A 24,727-nucleotide genomic window follows, 5' to 3' on the forward strand; every position below is an offset into this window, starting at 1 on the left:
TGCCTAAAAATCCTCCTTTTTAAATTACCGGATAGGTCATTTTCACAAGGAGGATCACACTTGGTAGGCGTAGACGCAGTGTTAATAAAATTAGTTCAGCAGCAAACTATCATCTGCTAATTCTTCACCGCGCACTTTTGAAAACATATCTAATAAATCTGGGACCTGCATATTAGCACGCTGATCGCCTGCTACATCCAAGACAATCTTACCTTGATGCAGCATTACGGTTCTATCGCCGCAAGCTAGTGCATCTTTCATGGAGTGCGTCACCATCATTACTGTTAAATCAAATTCGTTGACAATTCGCTTGGTTAAATCGATAACAAAGGCGGCCATACGAGGATCAAGTGCCGCCGTGTGTTCATCTAACAACAACAGTTTACTGTCTGACAGCGTTGCCATGACCAAACTGACCGCTTGCCGCTGGCCTCCAGATAACAACCCTATGCTGTCACTTAAGCGATCTTCTAAACCTAAGCCTAAGATACTAATGCGATCTTGAAACAACTTTCGACGTTTTGAAGATAGGGCCATACCCCAGCCGCGTCGTTTGCCACGCATGTATGCTAAGGCCATATTTTCCTCAATGGACAGATCACCACAGGTGCCCGCCAACGGATCTTGGAACACTCGCGCACATTGCGTTGCTCGCTGATCCACACTTTTGCGCGTGACATCTTGCCCATCGATGATGACTTGTCCGCCAATCATCGGCGTTTCGCCAGTAACAGCACCAAGAAGAGTCGACTTACCGGCTCCGTTTGAACCAATTACGGTAAGAAATTGGTGCTCTGGCACTTCCAACGAGACACCTTTCAACGCCCTGTTTTCTAAAATGGTTCCGGGATTAAAGGTCACTTGGATATCATTCAGTTCAATCATAGTGCCTCTCCTGATCCATTTTTAGATGCCGTTTGTTTCGCATCCATGACGCGCTGCTTAGCTTTAAGGGATTGTTTTATCTTCGGCGCGATAAGCGCAACGGCAACCAATAACGCCGTCACCAAGTTAAGGTCTGATGCTTGCAAACCAAACATGCCAGAACTCAAGGCAAACGCAACCGCGAGTCGATATAGCACCGAACCAAGAATAACGGCGCAAACTGCTACCCAAATTTTCCGTCCAGGAATCAACGTTTGCCCAAGAATTACCGCAGCTAAGCCGACAACAATGGTTCCCACGCCTGAGGTGACATCAGCAAAACTGTTCGTTTGAGCAAACAACGCCCCAGCAAACCCAACAAAACCATTAGAGAGCGCTAAACCAAAATAGGTATAGAATCCGGTACTTGCACCTTGAGCGGCGACCATTCGTGCATTAACGCCCGTGGCGCGCAGACCAAGGCCAAAGTCACTGTTTAACAAACGAACGACAAGCCAGGCTGAAACCAGAACAAGCATCCCAACCACGAGAGGTCGAATAAACATGGGATCACCCATCGCTTCAAAAGGCGTAAGAATCGTCTCTTCACCTAATAGCGCCATATTGGGTTTACCCATGATGCGAATGTTGATGGAAAACGCCGCAATCATGGTAAGAATAGAAGCCAATAGATGAAGAATTCCACAGCGAACGGCAAGGAAAGCGGTCACCCAACCGGTCATCCCACCAGCAATAACCGCCAAGCCCGTAGCGACCCAAGGATTAACGCCTGCGACAATCGCAGTAGCCGCCACTGCCGCTCCCATAGGAAAGCTGCCATCAACACTAAGATCAGGAAAGTCGAGAACACGGAATGTAAGGTAAACGCCCAAGGCGACCAAGCCGTAGATAAGTCCTATCTCGAGCGCACCAAAAAAAGCAAATGCAGACATAACTGCTCCTTTTCTGCACAAATTAGGTTTAGCATAAAATAGGCCGGTAAGCACCGACCTAAAAACTACGCTTACTGCATGCTGGTCGCACGTTTAACAACAGAGCTTGGTAATTGGATACCCAATTTCGTTGCAGCACCTTCATTCACGACAAGATCAGAACCCGTCGCCACTTTAGCATCAAGTTTTCCTGGCTCTTGTCCATCTAAAATAGCCGCAACATAATTTGCAGTTTGTACGCCGACTTGGTAATAATCAAAACCTAGCCCTGCAATTGCGCCTTTTTCCACGTAAGATGTCGCACCGCCAAACACTGGTTTTTTCGCTTGATTCGCCGCCACAATCATCCCCTCAATAGCACTGGCAACCGTATTGTCGGTCGGTGCGTAAAAAACATCAGATTTCGCTGCAATAGCTTGAGTTGCGGATTGCACATCTGCACTTTTTAATGCTGTTGCTTCAACAACCGTTAACCCTTTTGCCTGCGCGTTCTCCTTTAGTAATTTCACTAAGGTCACAGCATTGGCTTCACCAGGGTTATAGACCACACCAATAGTCTTAGCAGCAGGAAGAATTTCTTTTATTAAGTCAACGTGTTGCGCAACCGGAGACAGATCGGATAAACCCGTTACATTCTTACCCGGTTGTTGCATCGTTTTTATCAGCTTAGCACCTACCGGATCGGTGACAGCGGTAAACACAATTGGAATAGTACGCGTCGCGGATACCAATGCTTGTGCTGATGGTGTCGCAATGCCTACCAGTACATCTGGATTTTCTCCCACAAACTGACGCGCAATCTGAACCGCAATAGCAGGATTACCTTGAGCCGTTTTGTAATCAAATTCCAAATTCTTACCTTGCTCATACCCTTTTGCTTTCAGTCCATCAAGCAAGCCCTGTCTGGCGGCATCTAAAGCGGGATGTTCAACAATTTGAGAAACGGCGACCGTTGCGGTATTAGCAATAACAGCAGTCGATGAAATGGCAGCCGTAATGGCCAAAGCAGCAGTAGCGAATAGTCGTTTGGTGTTCATCATATCTCCTTGATGTAGCTCCATCCTTGTCTCTCATTTCGTTAGAACATAGGCTCGTTCTCATTGAAGAAATAAGAGTACCGTTTAAATTTCTGTGCGTTTTTTAAGCATCTCGTGATTCATTATTACCGTTAAGTACCGGAAAAGAAAAGTTACATTTAACAAACAAGCAACAAATGTGATCACAAGACTGATATTGTCGAACAGAAAATATAGGTAAGCAGAGAAAATGGAGAAGAGAGAAGCAAGAAGAGAAAACGGCAAATTCAAAAGCCGAAGTTGAATTGAAAGGGATCAAAGATGCAAACTCTGACGAGACTTTCTAGCGGTCGTCATGAATACGACCACTAGTTCAGTGTCAACATGAAAAATGATTTGGTCGACTTATCAAGGCCAACCTAACAGTGAGATAACGACTAAAAAGTTAGAACCAACGCTCTAGTGATGCTTTATCTAACTGACGAAACGCGCGATTCAAAATCACCGCTAACTCTTTATACCGTGGTTTTGCCTTTGCAGGCTCCAGTGCAAAACCCGTTTCAGTAATTTTTTGATGCAGCTCTCGATACCAAGATGCAAGCGCTGGTGGCAATTTAGTATTTGATCGACTACCTAACCACCACATACCTTGCAAAGGCATGCTAATTGCGAACAGTGCAACGACGATGGCTTGTGGCAATGCGTCATAGTTATTAAACGCCATCTGGGTAAGAACACTGATCGCAGCAACAGCAGGCATCACTTTAATACCAAAGCGAGTCGCTTTGATTATGCGTTGCTCTGGAAAAATGGCGTTCAGCTCTTTACGAACCGGCCAGATCTCCATGTAGCTTTGACCATCTTTCAGGCTATGGAACAATCCGACTTTATTACTCATACCACTCTCTCACTAAAAAATAGTTGAACATATCAACTGAAGGCGCAAAAAATTGATGAAAGTTAATATTCTTTCAAAAATTTTTTGTTATCATTGCCCATTATCGCTATCCTTTGCAGACCCTCAATCTCATTGTTGCCGTTATTTACAATTTAAGCAACTCCGAGATGACCTATCTGCACGGATCGCTGCATAGTGATGAATGGGTTCATCACTATTTCTTTATACGGATTTAGAACAATTTTTGACCAAGAGTGGTACGCAGCTTCGCTGGTATCGTCTATTCTTGTGATTAATTTTCATCCTTAACTGATTTTTTGTCAGACGAATAACAGGTAGTCATACATGTCTAAGCTAGTTTTAGTTTTAAACTGTGGTAGTTCTTCTCTTAAATTTGCTGTTGTTGATGCAGAAACTGGTGCTGAGCACCTAACCGGTCTTGCTGAGTGTCTTGGTCTTCCAGAAGCTCGTATGAAGTGGAAACTTGATGGCAAGCACGAAGCTCAACTAGGTGCAGGCGCAGCTCACGTAGAAGCACTATCTTTCATGGTAGAAACTATTCTTGCTTCTAAGCCAGAGCTTAAAGAAAACCTAGGCGCAATCGGTCACCGTATCGTACACGGTGGCGAGCAGTTCACTCAATCTGCACTTATTACTGATGAAGTACTAAAGGGTATTCAAGACGCTGCTACATTTGCACCTCTTCACAACCCAGCGCACCTAATCGGTATCGAAGCGGCTAAAGTAAACTTCCCTGGTCTACAAAACGTTGCTGTATTTGACACTGCGTTCCACCAAACTATGCCAGAAGAGTCTTACCTATACGCTCTTCCATACAACCTATACAAAGAGCACGGCATCCGTCGTTACGGTATGCACGGTACTTCACACCTATTCATCACTCGTGAAGTTGCTAACCTACTAGACAAGCCAGTTGAAGAAGTAAACATCATCAACTGTCACCTAGGTAACGGCGCTTCTGTATGTGCAATCAAGAACGGTAAATCTGTAGACACTTCTATGGGTCTAACTCCTCTTGAAGGTCTAGTAATGGGTACTCGTTGTGGTGACATCGACCCAGCTATCATCTTCCACCTACACGACGCTCTAGGTTACTCTGTTGAACAAATCAACAACATGCTAACTAAAGAGTCTGGTCTTGCTGGTCTAACTGAAGTGACTTCTGACTGTCGTTTCGTTGAAGACAACTACGGTGAGAAAGAAGAAGCGACTCGTGCAATGGACGTGTTCTGTCACCGTCTAGCTAAGTACGTAGCAGGTTACACAGCTTCTATGGAAGGTCGTCTAGACGCAATCACTTTCACTGGCGGTATCGGCGAGAACTCTGGCCCAATCCGTGAAATGGTTCTTAACCGTCTAGCTATCTTCGGTATCGAAGTAGACAGCGAAGCAAACCTTAAAGCACGTTTCGGTGGTGAAGGTACTATCACTACTGCAAACAGCCGCATCCCAGCAATGGTTATCTCTACTAACGAAGAGCTAGTAATTGCTGAAGACACTGCTCGTCTAGCAGGTCTTTAATCGAATTAACTGGCTAGCCATCGGCTAGCCAGTTTTTCTTCCAAAGAATTTTTTAGGGGCTCAACTCCTATTCTCTAAATCTCACAGAATAAGAGTTGAGCTTTTATCCCCCAATAGCTAAAGGTACTCTACGAATGTCTCGTACTATTATGCTTATCCCTACAAGCGCTGGTGTTGGTCTAACTAGCGTAAGTATGGGTGTTCTTCGCGCTATGGAGCGCAAAGGCGTTAAGGTTTCATTCTACAAACCAATTTCACAGCCACGTTCTGGCGGTGATCAACCTGATCTAACTTCAACTATCGTTGGCTACAACAGCGATATGAAGATCGGTCAATCAATGGCGATGTCTGTTGCTGAAAGCCTAATTGGTAACGACAACATGGACGAACTGCTAGAAACTGTTGTTGAGCGTTACAACCAAATCAACAAAGATGCAGACGTAACACTTATCGAAGGTCTAGTACCAACTCGTAAGCACCCATTCGCTAACCAAGTGAACGCAGAAATCGCGGCAACACTTGGTGCTGAAATTGTTCTTGTTGCTACTCCAGGCACAGATAACCCAGCTCAACTTAAAGAGCGTATCGAAGTTGCATGTTCTAACTTCGGTGGTACTAAGAACAAAAACATCTCTGGCGTAATCATCAACAAGCTAAACGCACCTGTTGACGAAGCTGGCCGTACTCGCCCTGACCTATCTGAAATCTTTGACGATGCAGACAGCGCGAAGCAAAACGAAATGAAAGTGATGGAAATCTTCAACACTTCTCCAATTCGTGTACTAGGTTGTGTGCCATGGAGCATCGATCTGATCGCTACTCGCGCAGTTGATATGGCTCAGCACCTAAATGCTGACATCATCAACGAAGGTGATATCGCGACTCGTCGCATTAAGAGCATCACTTTCTGTGCACGCTCTCTGCCAAACATGATTGAACACTTCAAACCAGGTTCTCTACTTGTTACTTCAGCAGACCGTCCAGACGTAATCGTTGCAGCAGCACTTGCAGCAATGAACGGCGTTGAGATCGGTGCAGTTCTTCTAACTGGCGGCTACGATATCCCTCAAGAGATCGTTGGTCTATGTAAGCCAGCATTCGAAACTGGTCTTCCTATCTTCAAAGCACAAGGTAACACTTGGCAGACTTCTCTGAACCTACAAAGCTTCAGCCTAGAAGTTCCAGCTGACGATAAAGAGCGTATCGAGTTCATCAATGAACACGTTGCAGGTCACATCGACGGCAACTGGATCGAGTCTATGACGGAAGGTACTGAGAAATCTCGCCGTCTAAGCCCACCAGCATTCCGTTACCAGCTAACTGAGTTCGCTCGTAAAGCAGGTAAACGTATCGTTCTTCCTGAAGGTGATGAGCCACGTACAGTAAAAGCTGCGGCTATCTGTGCTGAGCGCGGTATTGCGGAATGTGTGCTTCTAGGTAACCCTGAAGAGATCCGTCGCGTTGCTGAGCAACAAGGCGTAACACTAGGTGCTGGCGTAACGATCATCGATTCAGACGCAGTTCGTGAAAACTACGTTGCTCGTCTAGTTGAGCTACGTGGCGCGAAAGGCATGACTGAAGTCGTTGCTCGTGAAAAACTACAAGATTCAGTATTCCTAGGCACAATGATGCTTGAGAATGACGAAGTTGACGGTCTAGTTTCTGGTGCGGTTCACACCACTGCAAACACTATCGTTCCTCCGTTCCAAATCATCAAGACTGCACCTGATGCGTCTATCGTATCTTCTGTATTCTTCATGCTACTACCAGACCAAGTATTGGTTTACGGTGACTGTGCGATCAACCCAGATCCAACAGCGGAACAGCTTGCTGAAATCGCTATCCAATCTGCTGATTCTGCAGCAGCATTCGGTATCGACCCTCGCGTTGCTATGATCTCTTACTCTACTGGTGAATCTGGTAAGGGTGCAGACGTAGATAAAGTACGTGAAGCGACTAAGATTGCTCAAGAGAAACGTCCAGATCTAGTGATCGACGGTCCTCTACAGTACGACGCAGCGATCATGGAAAACGTAGCTGCTTCTAAAGCGCCTAACTCTCCAGTAGCAGGTAAAGCAACAGTATTCGTATTCCCAGACCTAAACACTGGTAACACGACTTACAAAGCGGTACAACGTTCAGCAGACCTAGTATCTATCGGTCCAATGCTGCAAGGTATGCGCAAGCCTGTAAACGATCTATCTCGCGGTGCACTAGTAGACGATATCGTGTACACAGTTGCTCTAACTGCGATTCAGGCGGATCAAGCTGACCAAGCTCGCGAAAAAGCAGTTAACTAATAACTTAGCTTCTTCCAAAAATAAAACCTCGCCACGGCGAGGTTTTTTATTAGATTCAATAACTTAAAAGGCCTTTAAAAAATCAGTAAATGACCAAAAACAAAGCGGCACCAGACAATACACACCCCGTCATGATTGGGGCAACTTTAGACCAAAGTGCTCTATCGCCAATCGCTACTACCATCCCCATTTTCACAATCGTATTCACTGAAGCGGCAAGCAAAATACCAAGAGCTGCGGTCGTCACGCTTAACGACTGCGTACTTTGTCGTCCAAGTGCGAGAGAGATGGCGTCCACATCAGTAATCCCAGATAACGCTGACAATATCAATACACCTGCACTACCAAACCAATTGGACAACGCATGAGACAACAACATGATGACAGCCAGCACCACACCGAAGAACAGGGCTGACTGTAATGCGAGAGGGTTCGTTTGCTTATTGGATTGCTGAACCTGTTCAACCTCGCTTTTACGCCAAATCCACCAAGCGGGTATATACAATGCAGCCATCATGACCATGACAATTGGCCACAGCAAACGAACGAGTTGAGGATTCAAAACAGACAAAACTATGAGCAATCGAGGAAACATGGTTCCGCAACTGAGTAAGATCCCACTTGCTAATAACGGGCTAATGCTTGGCTGCTCACGAGACAAATGAGAAAATTGAAGCGTTAATGCTGTAGAGGAGCTCAAACCAGCAAACACAGAAGTAAATAAGATCCCTCGTTTCGTCCCACCTATCTTGATGGCGAAATAACCCACAAATGAAATACTGGCGATTAACACTACCATCCACCAAATCTCATAAGGGTTCAGCGCTCCCCATGGTCCATACGCTTGATTTGGCAAAAGAGGCAACAATACAATCGAGATCAATAACAAGCGCAGTGCCGCATCAAGTTCGTATTCTTGAAGACGCTGTAGTGCTTGATGCAGCTCCTTTTTATTATCCAAAACCACAGCAGTAATAACAGCGGCAGCGGCAGCGAGCACCGCTTCACCAGATACCGCTAAGCTGCCCAAAACAAACGTAACAATAAGACTGACTACGCCAGTAATACTGATATCTTCACTCTTCTTTTGCTGAGCAACAAAAGCAATACAAGCGAGAATCACCAACGCAATAAGTGCAAAACCAAGTAACAATGGTGAATATATCGAGGCAAGAATACCGACTAAACCACCAAGCAAGCCAACGAGCGAAAAAGTGCGAATCCCCGCAACACGACTGCCCTCAACACTGTTGCGCATTACCCAACCACGTTGCGTGCCGACAATCGCACCGAGCAGTAATGCTATAAACAAATTCCAGATCTGATGATCACCGCTGACAAACTCGTTGATATCCATACCCCACCTCGACAAAGATCGGTTGTTATATCACCAGTTTATGTAAATCTCAGGAATAAGCTGTGATGATAAATAGATATTGAGAAAAAGAAAAACGCCATATTACATAACCGCAACTCGCGAAAACCGTAGCCTTTCAGAAATATAGACTTTCTTATCCCAAGTTGAGGTTACATCGCATTTTTTAGGAAAAGTTTGAATCTATATGATGTCTCGCCCATGAGGTGTATCCAAATCTAAATACGGCCCTTTTGGCACGATTTGAGTTGGATTGATCCCGGTATGGCTAAAGTAATAGTGCCGCTTAATGTGGTAAAAGTCCGTAGTCTCGGCAATCCCTTCAACTTGATATAACTCTTTAAGGTATCCCTGAATATTGGGGTAATCGGCAATTCGCTGTTTATTGCATTTAAAATGACCAACATAAACCGCATCAAAGCGCACAAGTGTGGTGAACAATCGCCAGTCTGCTTCAGTAATGGTATTGCCTGCTAAGTATCTGTGAGCCGCTAAATGTGCATCAATTTTATCTAGCGCAGAGAAAAGCGAATCAAAAGCTTCTTCATACGCTTCTTGAGTCGTGGCAAAACCACATCGATAGACACCATTGTTAATATTTGGGTAAACATAATCATTCCATCCATCAATGGCATCACGTAAATGCTCTGGGTAGTAATCATCATCGTTACCTGTTAGATCATTAAACTCAGAATTAAACATGCGAATAATCTCAGAAGACTCATTAGAGACAATGGTATTGGTCTTTTTATCCCACAGTACAGGAACGGTAACTCGGCCCGTGTAATCTGGCTTTGCTTGTGTATAGATTTGATGCATTCGAGTATGGCCAAATAGGGGTTCTGGCAACCCCATTTGCCATCCCTCACTGAGCATATCAGGGCATACAACGGTGACGTCAATGTGTGCCTCTAAACCTTTTAATTGACGAAAAATCAGAGTGCGATGCGCCCAAGGACACGCGAGAGATACATAGAGATGATAACGGCCAGATTCTGGTTGAAACTGGGCATTTGACTTATTTTCAATCCAGTCACGAAAGCCCGCATCTTCACGCACAAATTGACCTTTGCTTGCTTTGGTGTCGTACCAAATATCATGCCACACACCATCGACTAACTTTCCCATTATTCGCACTCCTAAATCATATTTTCCTTAAGAGTATAAAAAGAGAGAAAAGAGAATAAATAGGAAAGATTCGCTGAACTTGTTCGAAATATTGAAATGAGACAAATAGAAAAGAGAAAACAAAAGAGAGAAAATCTTGAGAAGACAAGGCTTCCACCTCATTACAGAAAGTGAAGTGGAAGCACAAATATTACTTGGCGTGATTCATATATCCATCAAGAACCGCGACGGTATTGTAACCTAAGTCATCAACCGCATAACCACCTTCAAACACAAACAGCGTCGGTAAGCTTAATGCCCCTAGCTGACGACCGATCTCTGCGTAATTGTCTCGGTTAAGCTTAAAGTAACTGATTGGGTCATGCTCATAAGTATCCATCCCAAGTGAGATCACCAAAGCATCAGCCCCGAACTGGTTAATTTTCTCTAATGCCGTTTGCAACGCAGGGCCATAGAGCGTCCAGTCCGTTTTACCTTGAGGAAGCGGGAGATTCAGGTTAAAGCCTTTACCAGCACCCTCACCCTCTTCGTCCGCAAAACCAATGTAATGTGGGTAATCGTAGTCAGGATCGCCATGAATGGACACAAACAGTACATCATCACGCTCATAAAAAATGCTCTGCGTACCATTACCATGGTGGTAATCAACATCCAGAATCGCCACTTTTTGCTTACCTTGACGACGCAATGACTCTGCTGCAATCGCCGCATTGTTGATATAACAGTAACCGCCCATCAAATCAGGTGCTGCGTGGTGGCCCGGCGGACGACACAATGCAAATACCGATTGCTCACCTTGAGCGATAAGATCGGCGGCAGTTAACGCACAATCGACCGCTGATTGAATCGCTTCCCAGCTGGTTTTCGTGATTGCGGCGGTCATATCAAAGCTGTAGTAACCGAGTTTACCCTCGATATCTTTCGGAATACGATGACGTAAATGACGTGGACTAACAAAACAGTACGGTGACGCATCGTGCTCACTACCAAACCGCTCTTCCCACTCCGACCATGCCGACTGCAAAAAAGCCACGTAATCAGGCGTATGAACCCAAGTCATTGGCTCTGAGCCATAATTGTTTGGCTCCATCACGCTAAAACCACCGTGTTGTTCAATAGCATTTAACACCATATCTGCACGTTCTGGCTTTTCAAAACAAGGGGTTGGTTCGCCAGAAAGAAATTCGTATTTAACGCGATGCAAACGCTGCTTTTCGCTATAGATAACTTTCATTACTTTTTCAGCTCCATCCAGTAACGCTCGTAAACACCCACAGCATCACCAACACTACCTAGAAATTGACCTTTTTTCTTCACATCTTCTGATGGGAAAATAATTTCACTATCGCGAATCTCTGCCGGCAAATGAGTGAGAGCCTGTAGGTTTGGCACGGCATAACCGATTTCTTTTACCACTTCTGCTTGGTTTTCTGGTCTTAGCAAAAAGTTAATAAAAGTGTAAGCCGCATCTTTATTCTGTGCTTTTTCTGGAATAACGATGTTATCCATCCAGAAAATCGCCCCTTCTTGTGGGTAAACAAAACGAATCGCAGGGTTTTCTTGAAGCGCACGGTAAGCCGTGCCATTCCACTGCATACCAACATTCACTTCACCCGTGATCAGCGGAACATGAGGCGCATCTGAGTTAAAGACCATCACATTTGGCTTAAGCTTAGTTAAACGGTCATACGCTTGTTGCAGTTCTTTCGGATCTTGCGAGTTCACACTGTGGCCACCTAAGATCAATGACATACCCATCACATCACGCACATCATCGGTGAGCAAAAGTTGACCGGCGTATTCACTGTTCCACAAATCCGCCCATCCGGTTAATTTGCTACCATCAACCACATCGGAGTTATAACCGATTGCTGTACTGCCCCACATGTAAGGCAGAGAGTATTGGTTTTGAGGATCAAAGCTTTGATTCATAATACTTGAGTCAAGCTGTGAAAAAGAGTCGATCTTAGACTTGTCGATGCGATGCAGTAATCCATCATTCGCCAATTTGGACACATAATACGTCGATGGCACGACAATATCATAACCCTCACCATCAATAAGCTTTAGCTTAGCGTACATGGTTTCGTTACTTTCAAACGTCGCGTAATTAACTTTAATACCGGTTTCTTTGGTGAAATCTTCAATGATTGACTGAGGAAGATATTCAGACCAGTTGTAGATATTAAGTGTCGTAGAAGCCCAAACAGGAGAAGAAGAAAGAAGGCCAACTAGGGCCGAAGCAACAAGAGAATTTTTCATTTACGTTAACATACTATCATTTTGTCATGACACGGGATTGTGCCGCGCGGATTAAATAGCAGTAATTTCGGTATAGCAAGATCACCTAAGCCTATTTGTTGATATTGCTCACAATTATCAATAGGCCTTACCTATTATATGGACATTTTATGACTTTAGTGATTGTCAAAATGACAGGTATAAAAAAAGCGCGACCCAAACAAAGGAGTCGCGCTTAAGCCCGTCACAGGCTGAATTTAGTTACACTTCAACGTGTAGGCAAGACACAGCATGGATATCAGTGCCTTGGATACTTGGTTTTGTCTGTGAGCACACGTCCGTTGCTTGTGGGCAGCGGGTACGGAACACACAACCTGATGGTGGATTGATTGGCGATGGCAGATCCCCTTCCAGCATTTGAATTTTTTTCTTACGCTCAAGTTCTGGGTCTGGAATCGGCACCGCCGACATCAAGGCGCGCGTATATGGGTGTTTTGGATCGGCAAATAGCGCCTCTGCTTCACCCAGTTCAACGGCATTGCCCAAGTACATTACCAGTACACGATCAGAGATGTGCTTCACAACTGACAAATCGTGGGCGATAAATACCAACGATAAGCCAAGTTCTTTTTGAAGCTCTTTCAGCAAGTTAACCACCTGAGCTTGGATAGATACGTCCAATGCGGATACGGGTTCATCACAGATGATCATCTTAGGTTTCAGTATTAACGCACGGGCAATACCGATACGCTGACACTGACCGCCAGAAAACTCGTGCGGGTAACGGTTGATAACATTCGGCAACAGACCTACTTTTGTCATCATCTCTTTCACACGATCTTTCACTTCTTGCTTAGTCAGTTCTGGGTAGAACGTCTCTAGCGGCTCAGCGATGATGTCACCCACTGTCATGCGAGGGTTCAAAGACGCCAAAGGATCTTGGAAAATCATTTGGATTTCTTTGCGCGTTTCACGGCGTTGGACGTCTTTCATCTTTGTAAGATCTTGACCCAACCAAACCACTTCTCCCTCTGTGGCTTCCACAAGACCAATGATCGCACGAGCAAATGTTGATTTTCCGCAGCCAGACTCGCCTACTACGCCCAGCGTTTCACCTTCGTATAGACGAACATTTACACCGTCTACGGCTTTTAAGCTTGAAGGCTTTGACCAAGGCCATGCTGATTTAGATGCAATGCTGAAGTGAACTTTCAGATCAGAAACATCCAGAATTAATTTTTTATCTGTGCTCATTTGTTCCAAGCCTCCCATTCAGAAAAACATGCGCGCTGACGGCCATCACCAAACGGCGTCAAAATTGGTGCTTCACGCTTACAACGATCCATCACACGGTGGCAGCGATCTTGGTAAGGACAGCCTGGTGGTAGACGAAGCAAGTTTGGCGGGTTGCCTGGAATTGTTGGCAGAATCTCGCCTTCAGTATCAAGACGAGGAATTGCCTTCAATAGACCTTCCGCATAAGGGTGGCTTGGGTTGTAGAAGATTTCGTTTACTGTGCCGTACTCCATGGTACGACCCGCGTACATAACCAGAACTTTGTCACAAGAACCCGCTACGACACCAAGGTCGTGCGTGATCATAATGATTGCGGTGTTGAACTCAGATTTCAGTTCGTTAAGCAGGTCCATGATCTGCGCTTGAACCGTAACATCCAATGCCGTTGTCGGTTCATCCGCAATAAGCAGTTTTGGACGACACAAAAGCGCCATGGCGATCATTGCGCGCTGGCGCATACCGCCTGAGAACTCGTGTGGATACATGGTAATACGTTTACGAGCTTCTGGAATTTTCACCGCTTCAAGCATACGCACTGATTCTTCAAACGCTTCGGCTTTACCCATGCCTTTGTGTAGCATCAGTACTTCCATCAACTGGTCACTTACTTTCATGTATGGGTTCAGTGAGGTCATTGGGTCTTGAAAGATCATCGCGATCTGTTCAGCACGAACCTTGTTCAGTTCTTTTTCTGGTAGGTTAAGAATCTCATTACCTTCGAACTTCGCGCTACCAGAAATAATACCGTTTTTCGCTAGCAAACCCATGATAGCGAATACGGTTTGTGATTTACCTGAACCAGACTCACCTACGATACCTAGGGTTTCACCTTGATTCAGAGAGAAGTTCAAATCGTTTACTGCGGTTACGATACCATCTTGCGTGGTAAATTCTACGCGCAGATCTTTGACATCTAATAAACTCATCATTGCTTCCTTTATTCTTTCTATTTTTAATTATCTGTCTTTTGGATCCAGCGCATCGCGCAGACCGTCACCAACGTAGTTGAAGCAGAATAGAGTCACAACCATGAATGCGGCTGGGAACGCCAGCTGCCAGATTGCCACTTCCATTGTTTGCGAGCCTTCTTGTAGAAGTGCGCCCCAACTTGTCATTGGTTCCTGTACACCAAGACCAAGGAATGAAAGGAATGATTCAGTAAGAATCATGCTTGGGATAAGTAGCGTTGAGTAAACCGCTACGATACCCAGTACGTTTGGCACGATATGGCGAGTGATGATCTTCCAATTGCTCACACCACAAACGTGTGCCGCTTCAATGAACTCTTTACTACGTAGGCTTAGCGTTTGACCACGTACGATACGAGCCATATCTAGCCATGCAATAGCACCGATAGCGACGAAGATAAGAACGATGTTACGACCGAAGAATGTTACCAGTACGATAACTAGGAACATGAACGGAACCGCGTATAGGATTTCAAGAATACGCATCATGATACGGTCAACTTTACCGCCAATGAAGCCAGAAGCTGCACCGTAAAGTGTACCAATCACAACCGCAACCAATGCACCTAGAACACCTACCATCAGAGAGATACGACCGCCAATTAGCGTGCGCACGTAAAGGTCACGACCTAAGCTGTCAGTACCGAACCAGTGCTCAGCACTTGGGCCAACGTGCATCGCATACCAATCAGTATCATCGAATGCGTAAGGTGCCATCATAGGCAAGAAGATCACCGCAAGGGTCATCAATGTAAGAATAAACAAGCTCACCATCGCCGCTTTGTTACGCATAAAGCGGATGCGGGCGTCTTGCCATAAACTGCGGCCTTCAACTTCCAGATTCTCTGCAAATTTTTCGACCGCTTGAAGATTCTCTTTTTTCGTTAACATAACCATACTTCCCTGTTAGTAGCGAATTTTCGGGTCAATCATTGCTAGCAAAATATCAACGATAGCGTTGAACAGAATAAATAGGAAACCGATCAAAATGGTCACTCCCATCACTAGCGAGTAGTCACGGTTAAACGCGGCATTGACGAACAGTTTACCGATGCCAGGTAGGCCAAAGATGGTCTCAACAACCACCGAACCAGTAATAATGCCGACAAACGCAGGTCCCATGTACGACACAACAGGTAGTAACGCCGGTTTTAGAGCGTGTTTGATGATGATGTAACGGTAACTCAACCCTTTCGCACGAGCAGTACGAATAAAGTTACTATTCAGTGTCTCAATCATTGAACCACGGGTGATACGAGCAAACGTGGCGACATAAAGCAATGACATGGCAATCACTGGCAACACCAAATATTGCCACGAACCATCATGCCACCCGCCCGCTGGGAATAAATTCCAATGCAAAGAGAACACATAAATCAATGCAGGTGCCAGCACAAAAGATGGCATTACCACTCCTGCCATCGCAGTAGACATGATGGTGTAATCCAGCCACGAATTTTGTTTGAGTGCGGCGATTGTGCCGATCGTTACGCCGAGAATAACGGTGAAAATAAAGGCAATAAAACCGACTTTTGCAGAAACAGGCAATGCTACCGCGATCAACTCATTAACGGTGTAATCTAAGTATTTGAACGATGGCCCAAAGTCACCTTGGATAACATTAGTCAGATAGGTGGTATATTGCTCAAATACAGGCTTATCTAAACCGTATTTGGCTTCAATGTTCGCCATAACTTCTGGCGGTAAAGGACGCTCGCTCGAGAATGGGTTACCCGGTGCGAAACGCATGAGAAAGAAAGACACGGTGATCAAAACCAACATGGTCGGGATCGCCTCAAATATCCTTTTTGCGATGAATTTAAGCATAAACTCACTCTTTCAGTCTGTGACAGTTAAAAAATTTGATAGTAGGCACTGCACGTCCAAAATAGGTACGTGCAGGCCTTATTCTTATAGTCTTGAAGCTAAGTTATTACTGAGCTTTGATGTAAAGATCTTTTGAGTAGATCTTTTCTTCCGCGTTGTTTGCAGGGAAACCACCAACGTGCGGATTAAGCAGACGTGAACGAACATACTGATAGATAGGCGCGATTGGCATATCTTTCGCCATCAGTTTTTCAGCTTCTAGGTAAATTGCCGTACGCTCTTCTTCTGAAGTCGATTGGATCGCCTTTTCAATCAGAGCATCGTAATCTTTGTTGCCCCAGTGCTGACCACCCGTTGTGTTCGAACTCACCATAAGGGTTAGGAAAGAAGATGCTTCGTTGTAGTCACCACACCAACCTGCGCGCGCGACTTCGAAATCACCTTGGTCTTTAGTAGATAGGTATGTTTTCCACTCTTGGTTTTCGAGCGTAACGTCTAGTCCAAGTGTTTTCTTCCACATAGAGCCTAGCGCTACTGCTAGTTTCTTGTGGTTTTCATCTGTGTTGTATAGAAGAGAGAATTTAAGAGGATTGCTCTTACCGTAACCCGCTTCCTCAAGTAAACGTGCAGCTTCAGCGTTACGCTCTTTTTGCGTCATCTTGCCGTAAACAGGTAGTTCAGGGTCGAAGTGCGCTGTAATTTCAGGCGTGAGGAAGTAAGCAGGCTTCTGGCCTTGGCCAAGAATCGCATTTGCAACGATGTCACGGTCAATCGCGTAAGAAATTGCTTTACGAACACGAGGGTCGTTAAATGGTTCTTTTTTGGTGTTGAATGAGTAGTAGTACGTACATAGGCTACCCTCAACCGATACCGACTCAGGGTGTTCTTTCTTCAAACGTTTGAAGTGCTCAGTTGGCAGCTTAGACGTAAAATCGATTTCACCAGACAAGAAGCGGTTCATCTCAGCAACACCGTTCTCGATTGGAAGGTAAGTCACTTTATTGAGAACGGTCTTATCGTTTTCCCAGTACTGAGCGTTGCGAACCAGTTCAAGACGCTCATTCACAACCCACTTGTTAACAACATAGGCACCATTACCAACAAAGTTTTCCGGTTTAGTCCATTGGTCACCAAACTTTTCAACCGTTGCTTGGTGAACTGGTTTCATTGTTGTGTGGCCCGCCATCATGACAAAGTAAGGAACAGCGGTGTCTAGCTCAACCACTAGTGTGTGATCGTCAGTCGCCTTTACACCAAGCTCACTCTTATCTTTCTTCCCTGAAACGATATCTTTCGCGTTTTTCATCTTGGTGTATTCCATGTACCAAGAATATGGCGAAGCCGTTGCAGGGTCGACTGCACGTTGCCAGCTGTACACGAAATCTTGCGCGGTTACAGGATCGCCGTTAGACCATTTTGCATCTTTACGCAGGTAGAATGTAAACGTTTTGTTATCTTGTGTTTCCCAACGTTCAGCAACACCTGGAATCGTGTCACCATCAGCATTTTGGTTTACTAGGCCTTCAAGAAGATCACGAATCACATGCGACTCTGGAACACCTTGAGATTTGTGCGGGTCAATCGTCGCAACCTCAGTACCGTTACCACGAACAAGTTCTTGTTTATCAGCAAGTTTAGTACCTGCTGGAACATCAGCAGCAAAAGCAATAGTAGAAGTAGCAGACACTGCCAGACCAGCACTTAGAAGAAGGGCTTTGGTGATTTTGTTCTTATACATGCGTAAAACTCCAAGTTTTTCATTAGCATCCATGACTTCTTTGTAAGGCTCTGGAACGGTCAGTGCTTTAGAATTTTTTTGTGCACATTTTGAGCATAAAACTCTAAAACCTTACAAAGACTGCGGCACACATTAGCAATCATCAAAGTAATTTGCCATAAACAATCGGCAAAAAAACTAATAATTCTGTAATCAGTGCTTATATTTAGCAATAAATACCAAACAAAAAGTATTGCTTAGCGAAATAGGAACTAACACGTCCACTTTACAGCTAAAACTATCGATAAATCTAAAATTAAACGAATTTTTAGCATCATTCGCTAGGTATTTCGCAACAAATTAACATTTGCAACTCTTATCGTCTAACCAATAATCATATATGTATCGCTCGATATTGCTTTATTGTGAGCAACATCACCGTGACTAAAAAGCAGATGGATACTAGGTGGAATTCGCATTAGAACAAGAAATAAAAGAGCAAAAGGCAGAATAAAAAAGGCCAGAGGAGTAAACCTCTGGCCTTTCATATCAAATAGGTAACGCTGTAATGGATTTACTTTTCCCAGCGTTGCGCTGCCTGATGATCTGTCTCACGCGACTCAATCCAGCGGTTCTCACTGGTTGTTCGCTCTTTTTTCCAGAATGGAGCCTTAGTTTTCAAGAAGTCCATGATGAACTCACAGGCATCAAACGCTGCGCCACGATGTGCGCTAGAAACGCCAACAAAAACGATTTGGTCGCCGGTATCTAAATCTCCAACACGGTGGATAACACGAACGCCTAGCAGTGGCCAACGTGATTCGGCCTCATCACAAATATCAATCAGACTTTTCTCAGTCATGCCCGGATAATGTTCAAGATGTAGTCCAATGACATTATCGCCAAGATTCATATCGCGAACTTTACCGATGAATGTCACTACCGCACCAGAGGCTGTCCCCTCTGATAGTCGTTGGTACTCATGATCAACAGAAAAGTCTTCTACTTGTACAGAAACGCGAGGATCCATCTTAGCCCCCTGTTACCGGCGGGAAGAAAGCGACTTCATCGCCCGATTTTACTTGCGTATCTAACGGAACAATCGATTGATTTACCGCTGCTAACAGCTTACCCGGCTCAAGAGCTAGGTCCCACTTACCATCTTGGTTTGTACCAACATCGACTAAGTGTGCTCGGATCGCTTCTACGCTATCAAATTGGTCTTCTAGCTCAAGACTATCAATACCAACAAGTTCGCGAGTTTGAGCAAAGAAAAGTACTTTAATCATTATTCCGCCTTGAAGTGTCCTGATTTACCGCCCGTTTTTTCTAATAAACGAACTTGACCAATCACCATATCTTTTTGTACCGCTTTACACATATCGTAAATCGTCAATGCTGCTACAGAAGCCGCTGTTAACGCTTCCATTTCTACACCTGTCTTGCCAGCAAGCTTACATACGGACTCGATGCGAACTTTGTTTTCCGCTTCAATTGCTTCCAATTGAACTTCAACTTTAGACAACAATAGCGGGTGACAAAGTGGGATCAAATCCCAAGTTTTCTTTGCAGCTTGAATGCCAGCAATACGTGCTGTTGCAAACACATCACCTTTATGGTGCTGACCAGAAACAATCAGTTGTAGTGTTTCTGCCGCCATATGAACATACGCTTCTGCGCGTGCTTCACGAACGGTTTCCGCTTTTGCAGATACGTCCACCATGTTTGCTTCGCCGGACGCATTGATATGGGTAAATTGGGTCATCGTTTTTTGTTCGCCTTTTAGAAAGGTTATACAGATAAGTGTGGCATGAAGTTGCAAGGACGGTGGCTTGCATCCAGTTGCTGCTTGATGATCTTTGTCCAACCAGTACGGCATGCGCCTGTTGAACCAGGCATCGCGAAAATAACGGTGTGGTTAGCAAAACCTGCGATCGCACGAGACTGAATCGTTGATGTGCCGATTTCTTCATAAGATACTTGACGGAATAGCTCACCAAAACCTTCCACTTCTTTGTCGAAAAGTGGCTTAAGTGCTTCTGGAGTGCTGTCACGAGAAGTAAAACCAGTACCGCCGGTAATCATGATTGCCTGGACGTTTTCATCTGCAATCCACTGAGAAACGATCGCACGAATCTTGTACATATCATCAATAACGATCTGTTTGTCAACGACGTTATGACCCGCTTCTTTTGCATGCTCAACGAGGTAGCCGCCAGAGGTATCATTTTCTTCAGTACGAGTGTCAGAGACCGTTAGAACGGCAATATTTGCAGCTTGGAATTTGCTTTCAGCGTGACCCATTTGTTCACCTATTCTCTAATTTGATTTTGATACGCTAGGTATCGATTCTGGAAAAGTCATCAGAAGCCACGTCAGCTCCTGATGTAAAATCTGAATTTAACCACCGATAGACGCAAGATGTGGCGTCATACCAGTATTGCCATCGTGCAAGAAGTGACTCACGGATTTCGTTTGTAGTTGCGCTTGGATACGCTCAATCAATTCGTTTTCTTGCTCGTCACGTTCTAGCAGGTCACGTAACTCAACACCATGATCACCGAACAAACAAAGGTGCAGTTTACCCAATGCCGATACACGAAGTCGATTACAGCTCTCACAGAAGTCTTTTTCATAAGGCATGATCAGACCAATTTCACCTTTATAATCTGGGTGAACGAATACCTGTGCAGGACCATCATTGTGAGAACGAACTTTAAGTAACCAACCATTAGCAATTAATTGATTTCGAATTGCAACACCAGAGACATGGTGCTTAGTAAACAAATCATCCATCTCACCGGTTTGCATTAATTCAATAAAACGCAGCTGAATAGGACGATCTTTAATCCAGTTAAGAAAAGCCGGAAGTTCGTTGTGGTTGAGGTCTTTCATCAGTACCACGTTGACTTTCACTTGCTCAAAACCCACTTCAAATGCTCGTTCAATACCATTCATCACTTCAGTGAACTTATTTTCACCCGTGATTTGATGGAACATGCGAGGATCTAAGCTATCAACGCTAACGTTAATATGAGTAAGGCCGGCATCACGCCAGTCTGCCACTTGCTTCGCCATGCGGTATCCATTGGTCGTCGTTGCGACTTTTTTTGATACCCGGCGTGGTTGCGACTGAGTGAATAATGTCAGTAAAGTCTTTACGTAAACTCGGCTCACCACCAGTAATACGAACCTTTGAGGTACCACAATCTGCAAACGCTTTAACAACGCGTTTGATCTCTGGTAGAGATAAAAAGGACGAGTTTTTATTGCCCGATGGCTTGTAGCCGTCAGGAAGGCAATAGGTACATTTGAAATTACATACGTCAGTCACAGACAGACGCAAGTAATAGAACTTACGATGAAATTTGTCTTCGAATTGTTGCGCCACGGAACACCTTTCCAAACACGGGAGGCATGCTCATTTCCAATCATGCCCTTGTGACAGAATGTCACTGGCTCAAAACGCCTATCTTAGACTTAGCATAGTGAGCTCGGAGTTATGGCAACCAAGGGGAATCCCCCTGATAGCTTTGCTGTGTAAAATACTTAAAATTTGTAATGGGATCCAGACTTAAGCACGAAAAAACCGCTTAATAGACACAATTTACCGCTTATTAAGTACCGTTACACTCTTCATTAAGATAAATTGTAGTCGTTTTTGCCCAATTATTAGAAGAACGAAATGAATATCTACACCGAAAAAAAAAGTGGTCGCAGTTGGCGGTGGTCACGGGTTAGGCCGTATGTTGGCGGCACTCAAAGACTTTGGTAGCAATGCGACTGGCATTGTTGCAACAACGGATAATGGTGGTTCTACGGGCCGAATTCGTCATTGCCAAGGGGGCATTGCTTGGGGGGATACTCGCAATTGCATCAACCAGCTTATCACTGAGCCCTCAATTAGCTCAATGATGTTCGAATATCGGTTTAAAGGAACAGGTGAACTCGACGGTCATAATCTGGGCAACCTGATGCTAACAGCGTTGGACAACTTATCCGTACGCCCACTTGATGCGATCAATCTGATCCGCAATATGCTCAAAGTCGATGTCAATATTCTGCCAATGTCTGAGCATCCTTCCGATTTAACCGCGCTTTCTGTCGACGGACAGATAGTCACTGGCGAAACCAATATCGATGAAATGGACACCGATTTACGTCGTCTCGATTTATCACCAGAAGTGCCTGCGACGAAAGAAGCGGTCACCGCCTTATCAGAAGCTGATGTCATTATTCTTGGTCCCGGGAGTTTTTTAACAAGTATAATGCCACCACTGTTGCTACCCGAAATTGGCAAAGCCATCGCGACCAACAATAAAGCGAAAGTGATTTTCGTCGCGAACCTAAGCCCTGAATATGGTCCAGCTGGCCGCATGAACATGGCTCAAAAACTGGAATGGTGTGAACGTGCCTGCCAAGGGCGAAAAATTGATGTCGTGCTGACTGAAGTGACAGAACAAGAAGTACTAGACAATTGGAATGTGGTCACTGAATCATTAGCTTCAACAAACCGCGATTGGCGCCATGATCGTGACAAGTTAAAACTTGCAGTTGAAAATCAATTGGTCGCCAAATAAATCGATTATCAACAAGAACATACAACAAAGCCCATCCTGTGATGGGCTCTGTGTTTCTAAACGTATGCTAACAAGGTTATTTGGTCCAAGCGCGGTATGCTTCTCGAGTTCTATCAAGCAACTCAAGCATTTCATTCACTTCTGGCCCTTGCGGCATGATCTCACATGACTTCACTCTAATATCAATCGTGTTTGCAAGCTCACAGAGCTGATCTGCACCGAAACTCGCCGCACTGCTCTTAAGAGCGTGGCTGATCTCTCTTAAATAAGCATCTTGTTCCTCGGCTTGAAAGCGAGAAAGATTCGTAACGTAAGTGTCCAGTTCACCAAGAAATATTTCCAACAAAACAGGCACATTGTCACTGCCAATATCCACCGACAACTGGTCTATCTTACTCTGATTTAATATATCCATATTCATACGTTTTGTTTTTCTTCTTTCGTACCCCAAGCTTGGAGCTTACGATAAATCGTTGATGGGCTAACATCTAAATAACCCGCGGCTCTAGGAATATTCCCATCACAAGCCTTGATCGCCTGCTCAATGGCTTCTTTTTCAGTCATCCATAGCGGGGTAATGTCTGACGCCGTTATCGCCTTTTGGGGCACTGGGCTTACCATAGCTCTGCCAACAAGCGGCATATTGAGCGGAGGCGGTAACATATCGATGGTAATCTCTTTACCATTATTGAGTACCACGATATTCCTCAGAACGTTTTGCAATTGACGAACGTTTCCTGGCCACTCATAGCGATTAAATTTATCAATAACGTCTTGAGAGAAACGAACAAAGTTCTTACCTTCTTCATGAGACATGTAACCTAACAACGAATAAGCGATTTCGATAACATCCTCACCACGTTCTCTCAGTGGTGGTAGGTGCAAAGGAATCACATATAATCGGTAATACAAATCTTCACGAAAGCGCCCCTCTTGTACCTCTTTCCATGGGTCTCGGTTCGTCGCACATACAAAGCGCACGTCCACACTCTTCATTTTTGAAGAACCCACTTTTTGGAATGTCCCCGTTTGGATAAATCGCAAAAGCTTGGTTTGTAAATCCAAGTCCATTTCACACAACTCATCAAGGAACAAGGTACCACCATCGGCGAGTTCTGCGGCGCCTTGACGATCATTAGCAGCGCCCGTAAACGCACCTTTTACGTGACCAAACAACTCACTCTCAATGAGGTCTTTTGGAATAGCAGCACAGTTAATGGCAATAAATGGCTTATCACCGCGTTTACTCGCGGCGTGAATGGCTTCAGCACACACTTCTTTACCCGTACCACTCTCACCGGTGATAAAGATACTCGCTTTACTACTGGCTGCGGAGTCAATAGTCCGGTATACCTGCTGCATGGTTTGGCTACTGCCGATAAAACCTTGATAACTTTGGTTGCCCGGATTGTTAGCTTCGTTTTTCAGCTTAGTGGCTTTGCGAATCGCATTATTTACGGTAACGCGTAATCGGTCTGCTTCACATGGTTTGATAAGGAAGTCTTGAGAACCATGACGCATGGCTTCTACTGCAGTATCAATAGAACCATGAGCAGTCATGAAGATAACAGGCACACTTGGGTGACTATCTTTAACCTTATGCAACACATCCATGCCCGTCATATCTGGCAAGCGAAGATCTAACAGAATAAGGTCAGGGGTGCGATGATTTAAACTATCGATCGCTTCTCGGCCAGTACCAACAATGTTAATGTCGATGCCAAGAGGCGTAAGGTATGAACGGTATAATGCGGCGACAGACGCGGTATCTTCAACCATCAAAAGATAACGAGACTTTTGACCATCTGGTTTATGTTGCATAATCTAGCCATTTTTTGTTGTATTTTAAATAATAATCGCATTACGCATTGCATTTTGCAAACAAACTATCTGTAATGCTTAAATTTACAAAGTGACTTAGATTAAATATCAATATGTTAAAAAATGGCACAAACCATGCTGTCTTTCAAGTGACCCCTCGGGTCACCTAGCCAACTGACGTTGTTAGTGGGTTCTGTGCCC

The 24,727-nt window shown here is 44.7% G+C and carries 21 protein-coding genes, 2 pseudogenes and 1 riboswitch; of the genes and pseudogenes, 3 read left to right on the forward strand and 20 right to left on the reverse strand.

All coding sequences use genetic code 11. From position 1 onward, the window contains the following. Window positions 1–90: 90 nt before the first annotated feature. The 4 genes from KHN78_RS02505 to yfbV form a co-directional block, all read right to left on the reverse strand. A complete protein-coding gene (locus tag KHN78_RS02505) occupies window positions 91–885 on the reverse strand; it encodes an ABC transporter ATP-binding protein (protein WP_211919705.1) in 795 nt (264 codons plus the stop codon). Next, the gene (locus KHN78_RS02510; RefSeq protein ID WP_211919706.1) at window positions 882–1,817 is read right to left on the reverse strand and encodes an ABC transporter permease; all 936 of its coding nucleotides are present in this window, start codon (window positions 1,815–1,817) and stop codon (window positions 882–884) included. Before KHN78_RS02510 ends, KHN78_RS02505 begins: the two co-directional genes overlap by 4 nt. 71 nt (window positions 1,818–1,888) lie before the next feature. Further along, the gene (locus tag KHN78_RS02515; RefSeq protein ID WP_211919707.1) at window positions 1,889–2,854 is read right to left on the reverse strand and encodes an ABC transporter substrate-binding protein; all 966 of its coding nucleotides are present in this window, start codon (window positions 2,852–2,854) and stop codon (window positions 1,889–1,891) included. A gap of 424 nt (window positions 2,855–3,278) precedes the next feature. Continuing rightward, entirely contained in the window at window positions 3,279–3,731 is a 453-nt protein-coding gene (yfbV, locus tag KHN78_RS02520; protein WP_211919708.1) for a terminus macrodomain insulation protein YfbV, read from the reverse strand. A gap of 345 nt (window positions 3,732–4,076) precedes the next feature. On the opposite strand from yfbV, the gene KHN78_RS02525 reads away from it, so the two are divergent. Both KHN78_RS02525 and pta read left to right on the forward strand, forming a co-directional pair. Then, window positions 4,077–5,273, forward strand: coding sequence for an acetate kinase (locus tag KHN78_RS02525; protein WP_211919709.1), 1,197 nt, complete (start codon window positions 4,077–4,079; stop codon window positions 5,271–5,273). A 134-nt stretch (window positions 5,274–5,407) separates the two neighbouring features. After that, window positions 5,408–7,573, forward strand: a complete 2,166-nt coding sequence (pta, locus tag KHN78_RS02530; protein WP_128811239.1) for a phosphate acetyltransferase — start codon at window positions 5,408–5,410, stop codon at window positions 7,571–7,573. A gap of 82 nt (window positions 7,574–7,655) precedes the next feature. On the opposite strand, the gene KHN78_RS02535 is transcribed toward pta, so the two are convergent. The 14 genes and pseudogenes from KHN78_RS02535 to moaA form a co-directional block, all read right to left on the reverse strand. Beyond that, window positions 7,656–8,930: an MgtC/SapB family protein gene (locus tag KHN78_RS02535; protein WP_211919710.1), complete on the reverse strand. Its 1,275-nt coding sequence runs from the start codon at window positions 8,928–8,930 to the stop codon at window positions 7,656–7,658. Window positions 8,931–9,131: 201 nt separating this feature from the next. Next, window positions 9,132–10,076 (reverse strand): glutathione S-transferase family protein, encoded by a 945-nt coding sequence (locus tag KHN78_RS02540; RefSeq protein ID WP_211919711.1) that lies wholly within the window; start codon window positions 10,074–10,076, stop codon window positions 9,132–9,134. A gap of 190 nt (window positions 10,077–10,266) precedes the next feature. After that, window positions 10,267–11,310, reverse strand: a complete 1,044-nt coding sequence (locus tag KHN78_RS02545; protein ID WP_211919712.1) for a histone deacetylase family protein — start codon at window positions 11,308–11,310, stop codon at window positions 10,267–10,269. Continuing rightward, window positions 11,310–12,338, reverse strand: coding sequence for an extracellular solute-binding protein (locus KHN78_RS02550; protein ID WP_211919713.1), 1,029 nt, complete (start codon window positions 12,336–12,338; stop codon window positions 11,310–11,312). Before KHN78_RS02550 ends, KHN78_RS02545 begins: the two co-directional genes overlap by 1 nt. A gap of 240 nt (window positions 12,339–12,578) precedes the next feature. After that, window positions 12,579–13,571: a murein tripeptide/oligopeptide ABC transporter ATP binding protein OppF gene (oppF, locus tag KHN78_RS02555; protein ID WP_317984245.1), complete on the reverse strand. Its 993-nt coding sequence runs from the start codon at window positions 13,569–13,571 to the stop codon at window positions 12,579–12,581. Next, complete coding sequence (locus KHN78_RS02560) at window positions 13,568–14,539, reverse strand: ABC transporter ATP-binding protein (RefSeq protein WP_211919715.1); 972 nt, start codon at window positions 14,537–14,539, stop codon at window positions 13,568–13,570. The genes oppF and KHN78_RS02560 overlap by 4 nt, the downstream gene beginning before the upstream one ends. Window positions 14,540–14,569: 30 nt before the next feature. Then, a complete protein-coding gene (gene oppC, locus KHN78_RS02565; RefSeq protein ID WP_211919716.1) occupies window positions 14,570–15,472 on the reverse strand; it encodes an oligopeptide ABC transporter permease OppC in 903 nt (300 codons plus the stop codon). Window positions 15,473–15,487: 15 nt separating this feature from the next. Next, window positions 15,488–16,408, reverse strand: a complete 921-nt coding sequence (gene oppB, locus KHN78_RS02570) for an oligopeptide ABC transporter permease OppB (RefSeq protein WP_211919717.1) — start codon at window positions 16,406–16,408, stop codon at window positions 15,488–15,490. A gap of 106 nt (window positions 16,409–16,514) precedes the next feature. Beyond that, entirely contained in the window at window positions 16,515–18,146 is a 1,632-nt protein-coding gene (locus KHN78_RS02575; RefSeq protein WP_211919718.1) for an ABC transporter substrate-binding protein, read from the reverse strand. A gap of 553 nt (window positions 18,147–18,699) precedes the next feature. Next, the gene (moaE, locus tag KHN78_RS02580; RefSeq protein ID WP_211919719.1) at window positions 18,700–19,155 is read right to left on the reverse strand and encodes a molybdopterin synthase catalytic subunit MoaE; all 456 of its coding nucleotides are present in this window, start codon (window positions 19,153–19,155) and stop codon (window positions 18,700–18,702) included. Window position 19,156: 1 nt separating this feature from the next. Further along, window positions 19,157–19,414 (reverse strand): molybdopterin synthase sulfur carrier subunit, encoded by a 258-nt coding sequence (gene moaD / locus KHN78_RS02585; RefSeq protein WP_211919720.1) that lies wholly within the window; start codon window positions 19,412–19,414, stop codon window positions 19,157–19,159. Then, the gene (gene moaC, locus KHN78_RS02590; RefSeq protein WP_211919721.1) at window positions 19,414–19,890 is read right to left on the reverse strand and encodes a cyclic pyranopterin monophosphate synthase MoaC; all 477 of its coding nucleotides are present in this window, start codon (window positions 19,888–19,890) and stop codon (window positions 19,414–19,416) included. The genes moaD and moaC overlap by 1 nt, the downstream gene beginning before the upstream one ends. 26 nt (window positions 19,891–19,916) lie before the next feature. Beyond that, window positions 19,917–20,429 carry a molybdenum cofactor biosynthesis protein B gene (gene moaB / locus KHN78_RS02595; RefSeq protein WP_128811251.1) on the reverse strand — a complete coding sequence of 171 codons (513 nt, stop codon included), beginning with the start codon at window positions 20,427–20,429 and terminating at the stop codon, window positions 19,917–19,919. 96 nt (window positions 20,430–20,525) lie between these two features. Continuing rightward, a pseudogene (gene moaA, locus KHN78_RS02600) lies at window positions 20,526–21,516 on the reverse strand (GTP 3',8-cyclase MoaA). After that, a riboswitch (molybdenum cofactor riboswitch) is annotated at window positions 21,505–21,637 on the reverse strand. Its footprint overlaps the pseudogene before it by 12 nt. Window positions 21,638–21,810: 173 nt before the next feature. Here moaA and KHN78_RS02605 point away from each other — a divergent pair. Next, a pseudogene (locus tag KHN78_RS02605) lies at window positions 21,811–22,705 on the forward strand (YvcK family protein). A gap of 76 nt (window positions 22,706–22,781) precedes the next feature. Here KHN78_RS02605 and luxU read toward each other — a convergent pair. Together luxU and luxO are read right to left on the reverse strand one after the other, a co-directional pair. Then, window positions 22,782–23,126 (reverse strand): quorum-sensing phosphorelay protein LuxU, encoded by a 345-nt coding sequence (luxU, locus tag KHN78_RS02610; protein WP_128811254.1) that lies wholly within the window; start codon window positions 23,124–23,126, stop codon window positions 22,782–22,784. Beyond that, window positions 23,123–24,526: a quorum-sensing sigma-54 dependent transcriptional regulator LuxO gene (gene luxO / locus KHN78_RS02615; protein WP_211919722.1), complete on the reverse strand. Its 1,404-nt coding sequence runs from the start codon at window positions 24,524–24,526 to the stop codon at window positions 23,123–23,125. The genes luxU and luxO overlap by 4 nt, the downstream gene beginning before the upstream one ends. Window positions 24,527–24,727: the final 201 nt, after the last annotated feature.

Source organism: Vibrio sp. B1REV9, assembly GCF_905175395.2.
GTDB lineage: Bacteria > Pseudomonadota > Gammaproteobacteria > Enterobacterales > Vibrionaceae > Vibrio > Vibrio alfacsensis.